Source organism: Kitasatospora sp. NPDC058190, assembly GCF_042883685.1.
Taxonomy (GTDB): domain Bacteria; phylum Actinomycetota; class Actinomycetes; order Streptomycetales; family Streptomycetaceae; genus Kitasatospora.
On sequence record NZ_JBHVVI010000083.1, the window covers coordinates 1 to 14,159 of the forward strand.

General features: G+C 75.8%; 14 protein-coding genes and 2 tRNA genes. 5 read left to right on the forward strand and 11 right to left on the reverse strand.

Annotation, left to right across the window (positions count from 1 at the left end; all coding sequences use genetic code 11):
* Positions 1-15: 15 nt before the first annotated feature.
* The 3 genes from ACFVWU_RS30920 to ACFVWU_RS30930 form a co-directional block, all read right to left on the reverse strand.
* Positions 16-89 (reverse strand) — tRNA-Lys (locus tag ACFVWU_RS30920).
* Between the two features lie 68 nt (positions 90-157).
* Positions 158-715, reverse strand: a complete 558-nt coding sequence (locus ACFVWU_RS30925) for a bifunctional DNA primase/polymerase (RefSeq protein WP_387627084.1) — start codon at positions 713-715, stop codon at positions 158-160.
* Positions 716-830: 115 nt separating this feature from the next.
* Entirely contained in the window at positions 831-1,187 is a 357-nt protein-coding gene (locus ACFVWU_RS30930) for a hypothetical protein (RefSeq protein ID WP_387627086.1), read from the reverse strand.
* 246 nt (positions 1,188-1,433) lie between these two features.
* Here ACFVWU_RS30930 and ACFVWU_RS30935 point away from each other — a divergent pair, with 246 nt between their 5' ends.
* A complete protein-coding gene (locus ACFVWU_RS30935; protein WP_387627087.1) occupies positions 1,434-1,754 on the forward strand; it encodes a hypothetical protein in 321 nt (106 codons plus the stop codon).
* A gap of 4 nt (positions 1,755-1,758) precedes the next feature.
* On the opposite strand, the gene ACFVWU_RS30940 is transcribed toward ACFVWU_RS30935, so the two are convergent.
* Genes ACFVWU_RS30940 through ACFVWU_RS30950 form a run of 3 tightly spaced genes read right to left on the reverse strand, consistent with a single transcriptional unit; the run spans position 1,759 to position 6,007 of the window.
* Positions 1,759-3,168 carry an AAA family ATPase gene (locus tag ACFVWU_RS30940; RefSeq protein ID WP_387627088.1) on the reverse strand — a complete coding sequence of 470 codons (1,410 nt, stop codon included), beginning with the start codon at positions 3,166-3,168 and terminating at the stop codon, positions 1,759-1,761.
* Positions 3,168-4,766 (reverse strand): hypothetical protein, encoded by a 1,599-nt coding sequence (locus tag ACFVWU_RS30945; RefSeq protein WP_387627090.1) that lies wholly within the window; start codon positions 4,764-4,766, stop codon positions 3,168-3,170. Before ACFVWU_RS30945 ends, ACFVWU_RS30940 begins: the two co-directional genes overlap by 1 nt.
* Entirely contained in the window at positions 4,763-6,007 is a 1,245-nt protein-coding gene (locus ACFVWU_RS30950) for a hypothetical protein (protein WP_387627092.1), read from the reverse strand. The genes ACFVWU_RS30945 and ACFVWU_RS30950 overlap by 4 nt, the downstream gene beginning before the upstream one ends.
* Positions 6,008-6,312: 305 nt before the next feature.
* On the opposite strand from ACFVWU_RS30950, the gene ACFVWU_RS30955 reads away from it, so the two are divergent.
* Positions 6,313-6,969, forward strand: coding sequence for a histidine phosphatase family protein (locus ACFVWU_RS30955; RefSeq protein ID WP_387627094.1), 657 nt, complete (start codon positions 6,313-6,315; stop codon positions 6,967-6,969).
* Positions 6,970-6,999: 30 nt separating this feature from the next.
* Here ACFVWU_RS30955 and ACFVWU_RS30960 read toward each other — a convergent pair whose 3' ends face one another.
* A complete protein-coding gene (locus ACFVWU_RS30960; RefSeq protein ID WP_387627096.1) occupies positions 7,000-8,622 on the reverse strand; it encodes a tetratricopeptide repeat protein in 1,623 nt (540 codons plus the stop codon).
* A 263-nt stretch (positions 8,623-8,885) separates the two neighbouring features.
* Between ACFVWU_RS30960 and ACFVWU_RS30965 the strand changes: the two genes are divergently transcribed.
* The 3 genes from ACFVWU_RS30965 to ACFVWU_RS30975 all read left to right on the forward strand — a co-directional run bounded on the left by ACFVWU_RS30965 (position 8,886) and on the right by ACFVWU_RS30975 (position 11,020).
* Positions 8,886-9,401 (forward strand): hypothetical protein, encoded by a 516-nt coding sequence (locus tag ACFVWU_RS30965; protein WP_387627098.1) that lies wholly within the window; start codon positions 8,886-8,888, stop codon positions 9,399-9,401.
* Between the two features lie 107 nt (positions 9,402-9,508).
* The gene (locus ACFVWU_RS30970; protein ID WP_387627099.1) at positions 9,509-10,414 is read left to right on the forward strand and encodes a spermidine synthase; all 906 of its coding nucleotides are present in this window, start codon (positions 9,509-9,511) and stop codon (positions 10,412-10,414) included.
* Between the two features lie 138 nt (positions 10,415-10,552).
* The gene (locus tag ACFVWU_RS30975) at positions 10,553-11,020 is read left to right on the forward strand and encodes a GNAT family N-acetyltransferase (protein ID WP_387627101.1); all 468 of its coding nucleotides are present in this window, start codon (positions 10,553-10,555) and stop codon (positions 11,018-11,020) included.
* 89 nt (positions 11,021-11,109) lie between these two features.
* Here the strand turns inward: ACFVWU_RS30975 and ACFVWU_RS30980 are convergent, their stop codons facing one another.
* The 4 genes from ACFVWU_RS30980 to orn all read right to left on the reverse strand — a co-directional run bounded on the left by ACFVWU_RS30980 (position 11,110) and on the right by orn (position 13,526).
* A complete protein-coding gene (locus ACFVWU_RS30980; protein WP_387627102.1) occupies positions 11,110-11,970 on the reverse strand; it encodes a hypothetical protein in 861 nt (286 codons plus the stop codon).
* Positions 11,971-12,079: 109 nt separating this feature from the next.
* The gene (locus ACFVWU_RS30985; RefSeq protein ID WP_270146831.1) at positions 12,080-12,526 is read right to left on the reverse strand and encodes a DUF4442 domain-containing protein; all 447 of its coding nucleotides are present in this window, start codon (positions 12,524-12,526) and stop codon (positions 12,080-12,082) included.
* Positions 12,527-12,671: 145 nt separating this feature from the next.
* Positions 12,672-12,747 (reverse strand) — tRNA-His (locus ACFVWU_RS30990).
* A gap of 176 nt (positions 12,748-12,923) precedes the next feature.
* Complete coding sequence (orn, locus tag ACFVWU_RS30995) at positions 12,924-13,526, reverse strand: oligoribonuclease (protein WP_380612739.1); 603 nt, start codon at positions 13,524-13,526, stop codon at positions 12,924-12,926.
* Positions 13,527-14,159 lie beyond the last annotated feature (633 nt).

Genomic DNA, 14,159 nt, shown 5'->3' on the forward strand with positions numbered 1-14,159 from the left:
CCTTCCGGCTGTCTGTGCGCCGCCAGGGACTCGAACCCCGGACCCGCTGATTAAGAGTCAGCTGCTCTAACCAACTGAGCTAGCGGCGCCTGCTGACAGAGAAGACTCTAGCAGCGGCCGGCGTCCGAGCCAAAATCGAATACCGGTCGCCCTCCGTTCACCCTCCGGTCACGACGGCGGGCTCCGCCGGGGCGGGCGCGCCGGGCTCGCGCGCCGCCCGTACGCAGGCCCAGAGGACCACCGAGGCGCCGGGCAGCCAGGGCTCCCGCTCCTCCGGGGCGACGATCCAGCGGCCGGAGCCCCGGCCGGAGGACTCCGGGCTGTGCACCATCCGCTGGAGCGGCGGCACGGTCACCGCGTCGCCCTTGCCGTGGCACAGCAGTGGCGGCACGTCCCGGGCCCACTCCTCCCAGGCCAGCAGTCGACGCAGCCGGGGCGCCGCGCCGGGCCGGACGAACAGCAGGATGCGCCCCCGGTAGCTCGCGACCGGTCCGCAGCCCGGGCCGGAGGCCCGCAGCTCGTCCAGCACCCGGCGGCCGAACAGCGACGGCATGCTGATCACGTCGAAGGCCCGTCCGCAGGGCAGTACCGAGGGCGCCCACGGACGGGACTCCCAGAGGGCGCGCATGCTGCGCGGGTACTCGCTGGCGGAGGCGAGCCAGGCCTCTCCGGCCACGGTGAGGTACTCCACCGACTGATACGTCCAGATGTCCACGCCCAGCAGCCTGTGCCGTGCGCGACCCCGGTGTGGCGGAAAGCGCCGTTTGCCGGACAGGGTCGCGGGGCGCCGCGTACCCTTCCGCCTCTGGCATATGCCAGGGGTCAGCCGGTCAGTCCTCGTGGCGTCGCGGCTGGAGCAGGTCGCGGCCGTACTCGATCATCTTGTCGGCGTAGTCGGGGGTCCAGTCCGCCCGCTCGGCGATCTCGGTGCTCGACAGCGCGTCGAACCGGCGCGGGTCGGCCAGCTGCGCGGCGGCGACCGCCTGGAAGTCGGTGGCCCGCTCGGCGGCCGCCCGGAAGGCCAGGGCCAGTTCGGTGGAGCGGCGCAGCAGCTCCGCGGGGTCGTCGATGGACTCCAGGTCGAAGAATCGTTCCGGCTCCGGCTCGGCGGACTGCGGCTCGAACAGCAGCTGCGACGGGCGCTTACGGCGGGTCGGCTCGGGCGCCTCGGCGGGGGAGTCGGGCATGGACGGACACCTCCGGGGTCTCGGTGAGGGTGGGTGGGCGGGCTGCTCCGGGCCGCACCGCCCGGTTGTGGCCGTCGTCCATTGTCTCGCGGCGGCGGCCGGTAGCGGAACGGTGCGCGTGCGGGCGCTATTCCCCGGCGCGCGCCGGGGGCGCGCCTCGGGCGCCGCGCATCCGTCGCGTATCCGGATCGCATGCGAAGCGGTTGTTCCCGGCACAGGAGTCGCCCACCGAATCGGGAGTACCCCATGCGCGCACCGAAGGCCCTGCCCGCCTCCGTCCTGTTCGCCGCCGCCGTCCTCGCACCGGCCCTGCCGGGGGTCCCGGTGGCGCCCGCCTTCGCCGCCGAGACGGCGAAAGTGGTCACCGGCCCGCCCAGCGCCCCCGGCGGCGTCTCGACCGCGACCTGCCCGGCCGGCACCCACCTGACCGGCGGCGGCTACCGGCTCCAGCCCGATGCGGTCGGCCCGGTGCGCGCCAACGGGCCGACCGCCGACGCGGCCGGCTGGAGCGCCCAGGCGGAACGCGGCTCGGTGGTGGCCTTCGCGGTGTGCGAGACCGAGGACTGACGAGCTACCGCAGGTGGACCCGGTGGCCGCTGAGGTGCTGGAGGACCTGGTGGTTGGCCTCCCAGCCGTCCGGGAAGGCCACCGGGACGCCCAACTGGACCGGCTCGGTGGACGGGTGTTCGTCCAGCAGCTCGGCGATCCCGGCCCGGGCCACCACGATGCAGGCATGCCGGTGCCGGGAGGCGAGCACGCAGAGCCGGCCGGTCTCCAGGTGGAAGGCGGTCGCGTCCGGGCGTCCGGAGAGCGGGTGCAGCACCACCGTGACGTCGTACTCCCGACCCTGGAGCCGGTTGGCGGTGTCCACGGTGACGGCCGGACCGGCCGCGCCGTCCACCGGCACGCCCGCCCTGAGCAGGGCCGCCCGCACCGCCGCCGCCTGGTCCCGGTGGGCGGTACCGACGGCGATCCGGTCCGCGGTGAGCGGGGCCTCGCCCTGCTCGGAGTGGGCGGTCAGGCCGCGCTCCAGCAGCCGCCGGACGGTGGCCGCCACGGCCGCCACCGCCTGCGGGTCGGTGCGTACGGTGTGCCGGGCGGGCAGTTCCAGCAGTGCCCAGCCGTGCTCGGCCGCCCGGTCGATCACGGCGTCCAGCGCCGAGCCGTCGGGGCGGACCGCGGCGGTCAGCCGGCGGTCGTCCGGGCCGGTGCCGGAACGGAACGGCGTGTACGGGTAGAACGCCCGCGAGATCAGCGGCGCCGCGCTGGCGGGCAGCCGCCAGGAGACCGGCAGCCGGTGCGGCTCGATCTGCGGGTTGTGCGCCAGCAGGGTGACCACGGCGCTGCTGGACGGGTCGTAGGACAGGCCCGCCCACTGCTCGGTTCCGACCACGGTGAACGGGTCCAGCTGGCCCGGATCGCCGACGAACAGCGCCCGCTCGAACAGCCGGGCCACCGCGAGCAGGGCGTCCGAGCGCATCTGGTACGCCTCGTCGACGATCGCGTGCCGCCACGGTGCCTCGGCCCGGACCCACTGCCACTTGGCGGACGTGGAGATCACCACGTCCTGCTCGACCAGGTCGGCGACCTTGTCGGAGGGCGTGACGTTGGCGTGCTTGAGCACCTCCGGGCCGGGCCTGGAGTCCGCCGCGTGCAACCGGCCGATCGTCAACTCCGGGGCCTTCTCGGCCAGCCGGCCGACCAGGTCGTCCACCTGCCCGTTGGTCTGGGCGACGATCATCAGCCGTTCGCCGGCCGCCACCAGCTCCCGGGCGGCCCGCACCACCAGGGTGGACTTCCCGGCGCCGGGCGGGGAGTCCACCACCACACCGCGCGGGGCGCCGGCCGGCGGGTGGACGGTGGCCGTCAGGATGCGGGCCACGGCGGCATCGGCGGCCGCGCCCGGGGACTGCTCGGGGCTCGACCCGGCTCCGGGGCTCACCTCGGCTCCGGGGGTCGACTCGGGGGCCGGTTCGGCCATCACTCCCACTCCTCGGAGGCGGACGGGGCGGCTACGGGCGCGGCGCCGGGCGGGCCGCCGTGGGTCCACGGGGTGTCGTCCGGCTCGGGCAGCGGCGCGGCCTGGCGGACCGTCAACTCGAACAGGGTGAAGGTGACCGGCTCGCCGGGCTCGGGCAGGCTGCCCGGCTCCGGTTCCTTCTTGCGGCCCATGCCGGACAGCACCCGCAGGGTGATGGTGCCCTCGGCGGGCTCGACCGCGACGATCTCGGCCTTCTGCGCCGACGGGCCGTGCACCCGGTGCACCTCCCGGCCGAGGTCCGCGTGCGGGCGGTCGGCGGTGCGCAGGGTGAGCAGCGGGCGGGGCTTGGGGGAGCGGCCGGTGGTGTCCCAGTCCGGTACCACCTCCGTCACCACCCCGCTGAACGCCTCGCCGGACAGCCGGTGTTCGGCCATCGCCAGCGGGTCGTCCAGCGCCTCCTGGACGTCGAGGCGGGCCTGCTCGCGCTCGCGCTGGGCGAGCTTGCGGGCAGCGGTGACGGCGTCGTCCTGCCGGGGCTGCGGGGGCTCGCCGGCCGCGAGGCGGTCCCGGTGGCCGGTGTAGGACCAGCGGTCGCCGGTCCAGCGCTCCTCCAGGTGGCCGGCCGGCGGCAGGGCGCGCAGCAGGTCCAGGCCCCGCCAGACGTCCCGCCAGGTGGGCAGCAGGACGGCGGTCAGCACCTCCGTCAGCTGGTCGACCGCCGAGCGGACGGCCGCCCGGGCGCGCTCGGCGGCGGCGTCGTCCCGCTGCTCGGCGCTGTGTCGTAGGGCAGTGGTGGCGGTGTCGTAGCGGGCGATCGCCGGGGCGAGCACGAACTCGTCGAAGCGCGGGTCGGTGGCCGGACCGGCCGGCGGGTGCAGCAGCTGGCCGTGCTCGTCCCGGCCGCTCTCGGCCAGCTCGGCCGCCCGCGCGCCGGTCAGGCCCGGCGGCGGGTCGTGCCAGGCCAGCCGGGCGGCCAGGTGCTGGTCCTCCAGGTGGCTCTGTCCCGTGGCCCAGTGCCGGGCGAGCAGGCCGGTCATCGGCAGCAGCAGGCTGGAGCCGGGCACCTGAGCGCGGTCGGTCAGATGGGTCAGCCAGCGGCCGAGCAGCGGCACCCGCAGCGGCGCCGGGTAGGGGCCGGGCTCGGCGTCCTCGACGGTGCGGCGGAACCGGGTGGAGCGGCCGATCAGGGCGAGGTGGTGCACGCCGGCGCCGTTGGGCACGATCAGCTGCGGCGCGTCGGAGCACAGCTCGCGGAAGACCTGGGTCTTCTCGCCGGTCTCCGGGTCCTTCTCGGAGCCCTCGATCTGCTCGACGTCGTCGGCGAAGGACTCCAGGTACGGCAGCAGGTCGGCGGCCAGCTCGGCCAGGAAGTCGAAGCGCAGGGTGCGGTTGAGTGGCTGCGGCACCAGGTGCAGTTGGGGCGCGTCCCGGTCGGTGCCCAGCATCACGGCCAGCGGCGCGCCGGACTCACCGGCGGCGGTCAGCGGGATCAGCACCATCGGGCGCTCGGACAGGTGCCGGTGCCGGACGGTGGCCAGCGGCTCGGCCCGCCCGCTGCGGACGGCCTCCAGCCGGGCGAGGGTGGTCAACAAGCTCATGCGCCCACACCCAGCGCTTCCGCGCGCAGGGCGGCCGCGTAGGCCAGGCGCTCGGCCGCGTCGTCCACGGCGTCGTCGCCGTCGTCCGTGCCGCCGCTGTCCGTGCCGCCGCTGTCCGTGCCGCCGCCGTTCGAGCCGGACGCGGCGGCCAGTGCCCCGGTGACCGTGCGGATGCTGCCCAGCTCGCCGCGCACGCCCCGGCCGAGCTGCTCGACCCGGTCGCCGCAGCGGGCCTGGGCGCGGCAGTGGAAGCCGAGCTCGCAGGAGGAGAGGCAGTCCGGGCTGTACGCGGCGGGCACCGACTCGACCGCGGCGGTCAGCTGCTCGGAGGTCCGGGCCGGGGCGCCGTCCCGGTCGGCGGCCAGGTCGAAGTCGGTGCCCGGTGGCAGGGTGTCCAGCAGCCGGTCGATGCCGGTCATCCGGCTCAGCTGGCGGCGGGTGACGGCCAGCTCGCGGCGGACGTCGACGGCGACCGCGGTCGGCCGGTTGCCGAAGTCCTTCGGGCAGACCAGCAGCACGCTGGTGCGGGGGCTGCCCGGCAGCCGCTGCTCGGTGTACGGGTCGTCGGTCGGCGCCTGCCCGGCGGCCGCGGCGGCGGTCCGCTGGAGCGCCAGCACGTACACGGCGGCCTGGCGGGCGGCGGCGCCGACCTTGGCCGGGTCCGCGCTGCCGTCCAGCACCGGGAAGGACTTGATCTCGACCACCGTGCACCGCCCGCCGTGCACCACCAGCGCGTCCGGCTCCAGATAGGCGGTGCTGCCCGCCACCTCCAGGCGCAGCATCGGGTGGTCCAGCAGGGTCCAGGCCTCCGGCTCGGCGGCGGCCAGGGCCAGTGCCTCGGCCGTCCGGTCGGCGCGGACGGCCGGGCCGGAGCGGTGCAGCAGGTCGGGCACCAGCAGCGGGGCGCGGTCGTCGGCCGGGACGCCGAGGTGGGCGCGCAGCGGCTCCAGCAGCGCGGAGTAGTCGTCCGCCTTCAGCCGGGACTCGAAGATCACGCCGCGGGCGATCGCGAACGGGGACTGGCCGAAGGGGGCGGGGCGGCCGAGCCGGGCGGCCAGCGCGGACTTGTCGACCCCGGCCGCGTCCAGCACGGCGCGGCGGTGACAGCCCGGATTGGCGGCGAGCGCGGCGAGGGCGCGGGCGTTCAGACTGCGCTGCGGGGCCGGTCCGCGCAGCTCGGCGAGCCGCAGGGCGAGCGGCTCAGCGGGCCCGCTGAGCGAGACGTTCGTCGAGACGTTCATGGTGCCGTTCAGTGTCGCATCCGGGTCCGACACCGCGGTGCGGACCGGCCCGTTCCGGCTGGAACCGGCGGGCACCGCGGCCCGCGATCGTGGTTGTGACTCGCCCGCTCGCCGCCGGGCGCTCGGATCCGCTGCCGGCGGTCGTCGCTCCGGCGCTCGTCCCTCGCTTGTCGCTCCTCGCTCTCGGCAGCGGCGCGCCCTTCGGCTCGGGGCGGTGTCCGGGTGGGGGATCATGGAGCCCGGTGCTCAAGGGTGAGACCGACCGTTGACCGCCCCGCCGACCGCCCTGCTGCGAGGAGCCCCCCATGCCCGCCCGAATCGTGCTGGTCCGCCACGGTGAGACCGAGTGGTCGGCCACCGGCCAACACACCGGCCGCACCGACATCCCGCTGACCGAGGAGGGCCGCGCGATGGCCCGGGCGCTCGGCGCCCGGCTCGCCAAGGCCCCCTGGAACGGACTGCCGGACGCGCTCGTCTACACCAGCCCGCTCGGCCGCGCCAAGGAGACCTGCGAACTGGCCGGCTTCGGCGACCGCGCGGTGGAGCGCCCGGAGCTCATGGAGTGGGACTACGGCCAGTACGAGGGCCGCACCGGTGCGGACATCCGGGCCACCGACCACCCCGGCTGGCTGATCTGGCGCGACGGGGTGCCCGGCGGCGAGAAGCTCTCCGAGGTGGCCGCCCGGGTGGACGCCTTCCTCGCCGGCCTCCACGAGGAGCACGGCGTCCCGGATTCGGACACCACGGTCATGCACTGCGCCGATCGGGACGTCGTCCTGTTCGCGCACGGCCACGTGCTGCGCATCCTGAGCGCCCGCTGGCTGGGCCTGCCGCCCGAGTTCGCCCAGCGGTTCAAGCTCGGTACGGCGGCGCTGTGCGTGCTGTCCTGGGAGTACGGCGCCCCGGCGGTGGAGGTGTGGAACGACCTGTCCCACCTGGAGGGGCTGAACTCCGGCCACTGATCCTCCGGCCGGCGGCCCGGCCGCGGCCGCTCAGGCCGCCGCGGCCTGGTCGTACCCGGCCAGGAAGCGGCGGACCTCGGGCACCGAGGCGTGCCGGCGCAGCCGGCCGGCGGTGTCCGCCAGCATGCTGCGGATTCGGGCCGAGCGGACCTCGCCGAACAGCGCGACGGCGGCCGAGCCGTGGTGCGCCGCCCCCGCCAAGTCCCCCCGGCCGAGCCGGTCGTGGGCCAGCTCGGCGGTGTACAGCACCCGGTTGCGGACGAAGTGCGGCTCCTGCAGCGCTATGGCCAGCGCGGCCTGCTCGCTGGCGCGGTCCCAGTCGCCGAGCGCGGACCAGCACTGCGACTGCAGGCCGACGAACTCCGCCTCGCCGAAGAAGGACATCCACTCCGGGTCGCCCTCGGACGGCCCCCGGTCGAACAGCGTGTACGCCCGGCCGATCGCGCGTTCGCAGGAGGATCGGTCCCGCAGCACGGCCCAGGCGCCGGCCTCGCGCATGACCAGCAGGGCGAGCAGCCGGTCGGAGTCCAACTGCCGGGCGGCGGACTGCCCGGCCTGCGCGGCACGCAGTGCCTCGCGGGGGCGTCCGGCGTCCCGGGCGAGGAAGGCGCTGTTGCAGAAGACGTGCGCCTCCAGGGCGGGGTCCCCGGCCATCCGGGCGGTGGCGAGCGCCTCGGCGTAGAACGAGCGGGCGTCCGCGAGCCGGTTCGAGTCGTGCGCCAACCAGCCTACGGAGATGGCGAGTTCGCCCGCTCCGGCTTGGAGCCTGCGCTCCGTCTCGGCGGTGTACTCGCCCTCGTTGAGCAGCACGTAGGCGGTGCGCAGCGACTGTCCGGCGAGGTCGTACAGGGCGTCGGCGCCGTGCGCGTCGTCGGCCAGTCTGATCTCCCGGACGGCCTGTTCGACGCCGAGCACCTCGGCGGCGCCGACCTTGCGCGGCGGCGGTACCGGCCCGGGGCGGCCGGGCACCACCGGGTCGAGGCCGAGCAGTGATGGTGCGGTGAACTCCGCACCGGGCACGGCACCGGGCACGGCGCCTTGGCCGGCCGCCGGGTCGAAGCCGGCACCGGCTGCGGGGGCGGCAGCGGCCGGTCGGTCGATGCCGATCACGGTGGCCAGCGCGGTCGAGCCGCCGGCCAGGAACGTACGGCGACGCACGTCGTCGTTCTCCTCGTCGAGATAGGGCGATCCATCGGGCCCCCTGGGCACCGCGCCGGCCCTCGGCCACGGGGGCCCGTCCGGAGCGGCTGGATCCGCGTACGGCGAGGCAGCGTACGGGAGTTGGGTGGAGAGTGGTGAGCGCGGGGCGGGCAGGGGCGGGAACGGCGGGTGGAGCGGGGCCGCCCCGGCCGCCCGGCCGCTCCCCGCCTGGCGGCGGCGGACGGTGGTGCGGGGGGCGAAGCCGAGGTCGGTGAGCGTGCGGTCCGGCCACATGTGCCGGAAGACCCGCTCGTAGGCGTAGTTGGGGCAGCGGATCTCACCGGACTCGACCCGTCCGACGTAGCGGGCGTCGCAGGACACGTGCTCGCCGATCTCGCGGGCGGCCCGGCGGACGGCCATGGCGAACTCGCCGGGTGAGCGGTCGCCGCGCAGTGCGCGCATCGCGGTGTTGGGGGACGGTCGGTTCGGCTCGGCCGGTGGGGTGGCTGCCATGGCGCCGAGAATACTCGGAGTCACCGACCGGCCGCAGTCGGTTTGCTGGACATCTGCCGTCAATGCGGTGCAAAGCGGGCGTTCTTGCGGGATATCCGCCATGAAATGCCATGCCTTGCTGTAATGCGCCCCGTGGCCTCGGGTGCCACCGCCGCGTTGTCCTGATACGTGGAAGCCCAGGCCGTCCCCCCGGCCCGTCCCCGCCTCCGGCACCCCACCCACGGGCGACTGCGCTTCCGACCCGACGAGGTACAGGAGGGCTCATGATGGCCACCGGACTGCCGCAGTACCGACCCGTCGTCGGGGGTGTGCTCGCCGGCGCCGCTCCCGCCCTGCTCCCCGACCCCGCCGACGAGCACTTCCCCGGCCGGGGCCCGGTCGACGGCGGCCGCGGCTCCTGCGGCGGCCTGCGCCGGGACGCCGCCGTCCCCGAGGAGGGCACCCTGGTCACCGGTTGCGACACCGTGACGGTCGCCCTGCGGCACGGCCTGGAGGCCGTCGACATCCTGCGGCTGCGCCGCGCCTGCGGAGCCGTCCTCCAGAGCCGCAACGGCAGCACGGTCTCCTTCCTCGTCCCGGCCGGCACCTGGGAGACCTGGCACCTGCCCGGCAGCTCCTGTACGGCCGGCGCCCTGGTGCCCGGCACCACCGACCCGCGCTGGGTGATCCCGCCCTCCGGCGCCGGCCGCGCCGCCCGCCCCACCGACGCCTGGGTTCTCCGCTCCGCCCTCTGCGAGGCCGCCTGCACGCTCACCGCGGGCGGCCTCGGCCCGTTCTAGCGGGCGTGCCGCGAGGATTCCGCCGGGCCCGAAACCCTTTCCGGCCGGATCCCCACGGCACGCCCCTGACCTGTGGGTGTTTCCCCTCGGCGGCGATAATGGCCGCCATGGGACGAAGTAGCAGGGCCGCGCGCAACCCGGAGCCGGAAGCCACCACCGGGCCGGGCGGGCGCACCCACGCCCAGGGCCCGCTCAGCCGTCCCGTCGGCTCCGGCCTGGCCGAACTGCTCCCCGACCGCGACCGTCCCGCCGCCTGGACCCTGCTGATCGACGGCGCCCCGCAGTCCCTGGTCGACCTCGCCGACCCGACCCACCTCGGCTTCGAGTACCAGCGCCGGCTCGGCCACCTGATCGACCTGGCCGCCCCGCTCGGCCGCCCGCTGACCGTCCTGCACCTGGGCGGCGGCGCCCTCACCCTGGCCCGCTACGTGGCGGCCACCCGGCCGCGCTCCCGCCAGCAGGTCGCCGAGATCGACACCGAGCTCACCGAACTCGTCCGCGCCGAGCTCCCGTTGGAGCGCGGCTGGCAGATCAAGGTGCGCGGCGCGGACGCCCGCACCGTGCTGGAGCGCACCCCCGAGGCCAGCGTCGACCTGGTCATCACCGACGTCTTCTCCGGCGCCCGCACCCCGGCCCACTGCACCACGGTCGAGTTCACCACGCTCGCCGCCCGCGCCCTCGCCCCCGGCGGCTGGTACACCGCCAACATCGCCGACGGCGCCGCCCTGCCCTTCGCCCGCTCCCAGGTCGCCACCCTCGCCGCGGTCTTCCCCGAACTCTGCCTGGTCGCCGACCCCGCCGTCCTGCGCGGCAAGCGCTTCGGCAACCTGATCCTCGCCGCCGCCCACACCCCCCTGCCCGTCCCCGACCTCACCCGCCGCGTCGCCTCCGACTCCTCCCACGGCCGCGTCGAACACGGCCGCGCCCTCAGCGACTTCACCGCGGGGGCCGTTCCCGCCACCGACGCCACCGCCGCGCCGTCCCCGGCCCCGCCGCCGGGTGTCTTCCGCTGACGGCCGCGCTCGCCGCGGCCCGCCTCGGCGCGGTAAATCCGTTTGAGCGCGACCGAGTTACGCCGGACAATGGCCGTGCCGCCCGGCCGCGCTGTGCCCTGTTGCCCTATTGTCCTGCCGCCGACCCGAGAGGGCGCCATGCCCATCCGACCAGCCCGCCCGGACGAGGCCGAGCTGCTCACCGGCATCGCCCTGCGGGCCAAGGCGTACTGGGGCTACGACGAGGCGTTCATGGCCGCCTGCCGGGAGGAGCTGACCGTGGACGCCGCCGTGATCGAGCGGGCGTCGACGTTCACGGTGGTGGCCGAGGACGGCGGCCGGGCGCGGGGGTTCGCCGTACTGGCCGCCGCCCCGCCGTCCGGGGAGCTGGCCATGCTCTTCGTCGAGCCCGACCGGATCGGCCGCGGTATCGGCCGGGCGCTGTTCCGGCACGTCCGAGACGTTGCCCGGGCGCTCGGCCTGCGCCGCCTCACCATCGACTCCGACCCGCACGCCGAGGCGTTCTACCTGGCGATGGGCGCCACCCGCATCGGCAGCACGCCGTCCCTCTCGATCCCCGGGCGTGAACTCCCGCTGATGGAACTGGAGCTGAACCCCGGGGTCTAGGCCGTCTCTTGGGCTGTGTCCTGGGTCGCGTCCTGGGTCGCGTCCTGGGCTGTGCCGTGGACCGTGTCGCGGGTCGGGTCGTGAGCCGTTCAGTGCCCGCGCGGCAGTCCGCGGTGCTTGCACACGGCCGCGCCGGTGAGCAGCAGTCCGGCGGCGATGGGGGCGAGCACCGCGGTGGCCGTCGCGGAGTCGTCGGCCACGGCCGTTACGGCCGCCGTGTCGGCGAGGGCGAGCGCCTCGGGCGTCCCGCTGTCCGTCGGTGCGGCGGGCGGCGCGGAGGGGGCCGCGACGCCTGCCGCACCGACGGGTTCCACCGTGCTCCGCCCTTCGAGGACCGTGGCCTCCCGCACCGCGGGAGTCTCCGCCGTCTCGGGCCGTGGCCGGGGCGCCTGCCGGGGAGCGCGCGGCTGGGGAACGGTGGGCGGTTCGGCGGGCTCGTCCTCGCGGGAGGTGCGGGTCTCGGCCGGGCGGGCCTGGGTGGGGGCGGCGTCGAGCAGTCCGGAGGCGAGCGCGAAGGCGTCGGGGACGGCGGCGCGCTGCCCGGGCAGCGGGAGCCCGCCGGCCCGGATGCGCTCCTGGAGAACGCCGCCGACCCCGCTGGTGGTCGCGTACAGCGGCGCGTCGCCGGTCAGGTGCCCGACGAGCCCGGGGGAGTGGGCGGGCTCCGGGGCCGCCGGCCGCCCCGGTTCCGGGGGGCGGGCGGCTGACTGCCCGTCGAGCGCGGGGACGCCGGGTACGGCTCGGCGGACGGCGGGCTGGGCCTGCCCGGGCAGCGGCTCGGCGGAGGCCGCGTACGCGCCGGGTGCGCCGATGCCCCAGAGCTGTGCGAGCAGGGCCCCTCCGGCGGCGACGGCGCGCGGGTGGGGCAGCCACCGGGCGAGCGCCCGCCGCGCTCCGGCGACGCCGCGCCGGGCGGGTTCCTGGGGCTTGGTCGCGTGATTGGCTCGCACGTGAGTTGAGAACGAGCGGACGGGTGGTGAGGTCACGCCCGCCGTCACGGACAGTCATCGCGCACGTGGCCCCGGGGCGGTCCGCCCGGGGCCACCGACCGCGCGGCGGTCAGGAGTTGGGACGCAGGGTCCAGGTGACCGTCATCACACCGGTGACGGCGCCGTCGGCGCGGGTGATCTCGACGGTGACGGGGAACTCGGGGCGGCCGCCGGCATCCAGCTCGGCGACGACCTCGGCGGCCGGGCGGCCGAGCACGGCGGTGGCGGTGACCTCGCCCATGGCGAGCTTCTTGTACGCGATCTCGGCGTTCACGGCGAGCGGCACGGCCCGGGACAGCTGGTCCCCGAAGGCGGCGAGCACGATGCAGCCGCTGGCGGACTCGGCGAGCGTGAACATCGCGCCGGCGTGCGGGCCGCCGACGTGGTTGTGGTACGCGGGCTGGTCGGGCAGCCGGAGCACGGCGCGCTCCGGGGTGGTCTCCAGGTACTCGAGCTTCAGGGTGTGCGCCATCGGCACGGTGGCGTCGAGCATCTGGCCGATCGAAGGAGTGGTCATGACGACGATGTTACTAGCCGGTAGCTTCTCGCGGCAGGGGCCGATCGGAAAAGCCGACCGGAAAAGCCGGACCGGCGTGCACAACTGAGGCAACGCGAAAACGCCCGAGGGGCCGACCTCTTGAAGAGATCGGCCCCTCGGGCTCTGGGGTGAGTGACGGGACTCGAACCCGCGACCACCTGGACCACAACCAGGTGCTCTACCAACTGAGCTACACCCACCATCTGTCCGGTTCGTTCCCGCTCTCGCGTTCCCGTTCCGACAGGAAGAACTCTACAGGATCCGAGAGGGTGCTCGCGCCAGGGTTTCGTTCCGGCAGACGCGGGCACCCCCTCCACCCCTCCGAGGGCCGTCCGGGCGCCCCCCGCCGCGTCGGTCGCGCCGGGGGCTCGCCGGGTCAGCCGGCCGGGGCCTGGTACTTCTCGGCGATGGCGCGCGCGGTCTCGGCGTCCGGACCGGGCTGCGGCACGAACACCGCCTCGCGGTAGTACCGCAGTTCGTCGATGCTCTCGCGGATGTCGGCGAGCGCCCGGTGGTTCCCACCCTTCTGCGGGCTGTTGTAGTACGCCTTCGGGTACCAGCGGCGGGCCAGCTCCTTGATCGAGGAGACGTCCACGATCCGGTAGTGCAGGTGCTTCTCCAGGGCCGGCATGTCCCGGGCCAGGAAGCCGCGGTCGGTGGCCACCGAGTTTCCGCACAGCGGCGTCCTCCCGGCCTCCGGCACGTGCTGGCGCACGTACGCGAGGACGAGCTCCTCGGCCTCGGCCAGGGTCACACCCTGCTCCAGCTCCTCCAGCAGGCCCGAGGAGGTGTGCATTTCGCGCACCACCTCGGGCATGTTCGCCAGCGCCTCCGCCGGCGGGCGGATGATGACGTCCACGCCCTCGCCGAGGATGTTCAGCTCGGAGTCCGTCACCAACACCGCGACCTCGACCAGGGCGTCCCGGTCGAGGTCGAGGCCGGTCATTTCGCAGTCGATCCATACCAAACGGTCATTCACACAACTCACCCTACGGCGCGATCACGCGCCGCGGGCACCGGTGGAGCCGAGAGGGGTGCCAGAGCGACGCCCTCGGCCTGGTGCTCCTCCGCCCCGCCGTGCGGTCCGCGGCCCTCCGGGTGCTCGCCCTCCCGGCCGGTGCGGACCGCATGCCCGTCCCGTCCGGGACGGGCCTCGCGCGCCGCCCGTCCGCCGTCCGCCGCCGTGGCCCGGCCCGCCTGGGTGCGGACCTGCGGCGCCCGGGCCTGCCGGCCCCGGAGTTCGCCCGCCCCGGCCGCCGGCTGCCCGGCGGCGGTGGCGGGCACCCGGCCGCCTGGCGCACCGTGCGCGCGACCGCCCGCACCCGGCTCGTCGCCGGGCCGCTCGACCGCGCTTCGGTGCCCCTGGCCCTGGCCGCGCGCCCCCGGCTGGGGGTGGCCGTCCTCGGCCGCCGCGTGCTCGGCGGTGCGCGACGGACGCCCCGCACCCGGCCCGGCCTGCGGCGGCACCAGCGGCGGCCGCACCGGACCGCGCGCCACACCCTGCTGCCCGGGGTGCGGCTGCTGCGCGGGCTGGTGCGGGTACGGCTGGCCCGCGCGGGCGTGGAAGCCCTGGGCGGCCGGCGTCCCGGCCTGCCCCGGACCGTACGGACCG

What these genes read in the sequence shown, in the direction of transcription:
- ACFVWU_RS30955 (WP_387627094.1), top strand. Translation starts at nt 6,313, where the DNA reads ATGCCCGCCCGAATCGTGCTGGTCCGCCACGGTGAGACCGAGTGGTCG.
- ACFVWU_RS30985 (WP_270146831.1), bottom strand. Translation starts at nt 12,526, where the DNA reads ATGACCACTCCTTCGATCGGCCAGATGCTCGACGCCACCGTGCCGATG.
- ACFVWU_RS30965 (WP_387627098.1), top strand. Translation starts at nt 8,886, where the DNA reads ATGATGGCCACCGGACTGCCGCAGTACCGACCCGTCGTCGGGGGTGTG.
- ACFVWU_RS30960 (WP_387627096.1), bottom strand. Translation starts at nt 8,622, where the DNA reads ATGGCAGCCACCCCACCGGCCGAGCCGAACCGACCGTCCCCCAACACC.
- ACFVWU_RS30970 (WP_387627099.1), top strand. Translation starts at nt 9,509, where the DNA reads ATGGGACGAAGTAGCAGGGCCGCGCGCAACCCGGAGCCGGAAGCCACC.
- ACFVWU_RS30940 (WP_387627088.1), bottom strand. Translation starts at nt 3,168, where the DNA reads ATGGCCGAACCGGCCCCCGAGTCGACCCCCGGAGCCGAGGTGAGCCCC.
- ACFVWU_RS30930 (WP_387627086.1), bottom strand. Translation starts at nt 1,187, where the DNA reads ATGCCCGACTCCCCCGCCGAGGCGCCCGAGCCGACCCGCCGTAAGCGC.
- ACFVWU_RS30945 (WP_387627090.1), bottom strand. Translation starts at nt 4,766, where the DNA reads ATGAGCTTGTTGACCACCCTCGCCCGGCTGGAGGCCGTCCGCAGCGGG.
- ACFVWU_RS30950 (WP_387627092.1), bottom strand. Translation starts at nt 6,007, where the DNA reads ATGAACGTCTCGACGAACGTCTCGCTCAGCGGGCCCGCTGAGCCGCTC.
- ACFVWU_RS30935 (WP_387627087.1), top strand. Translation starts at nt 1,434, where the DNA reads ATGCGCGCACCGAAGGCCCTGCCCGCCTCCGTCCTGTTCGCCGCCGCC.
- ACFVWU_RS30975 (WP_387627101.1), top strand. Translation starts at nt 10,553, where the DNA reads ATGCCCATCCGACCAGCCCGCCCGGACGAGGCCGAGCTGCTCACCGGC.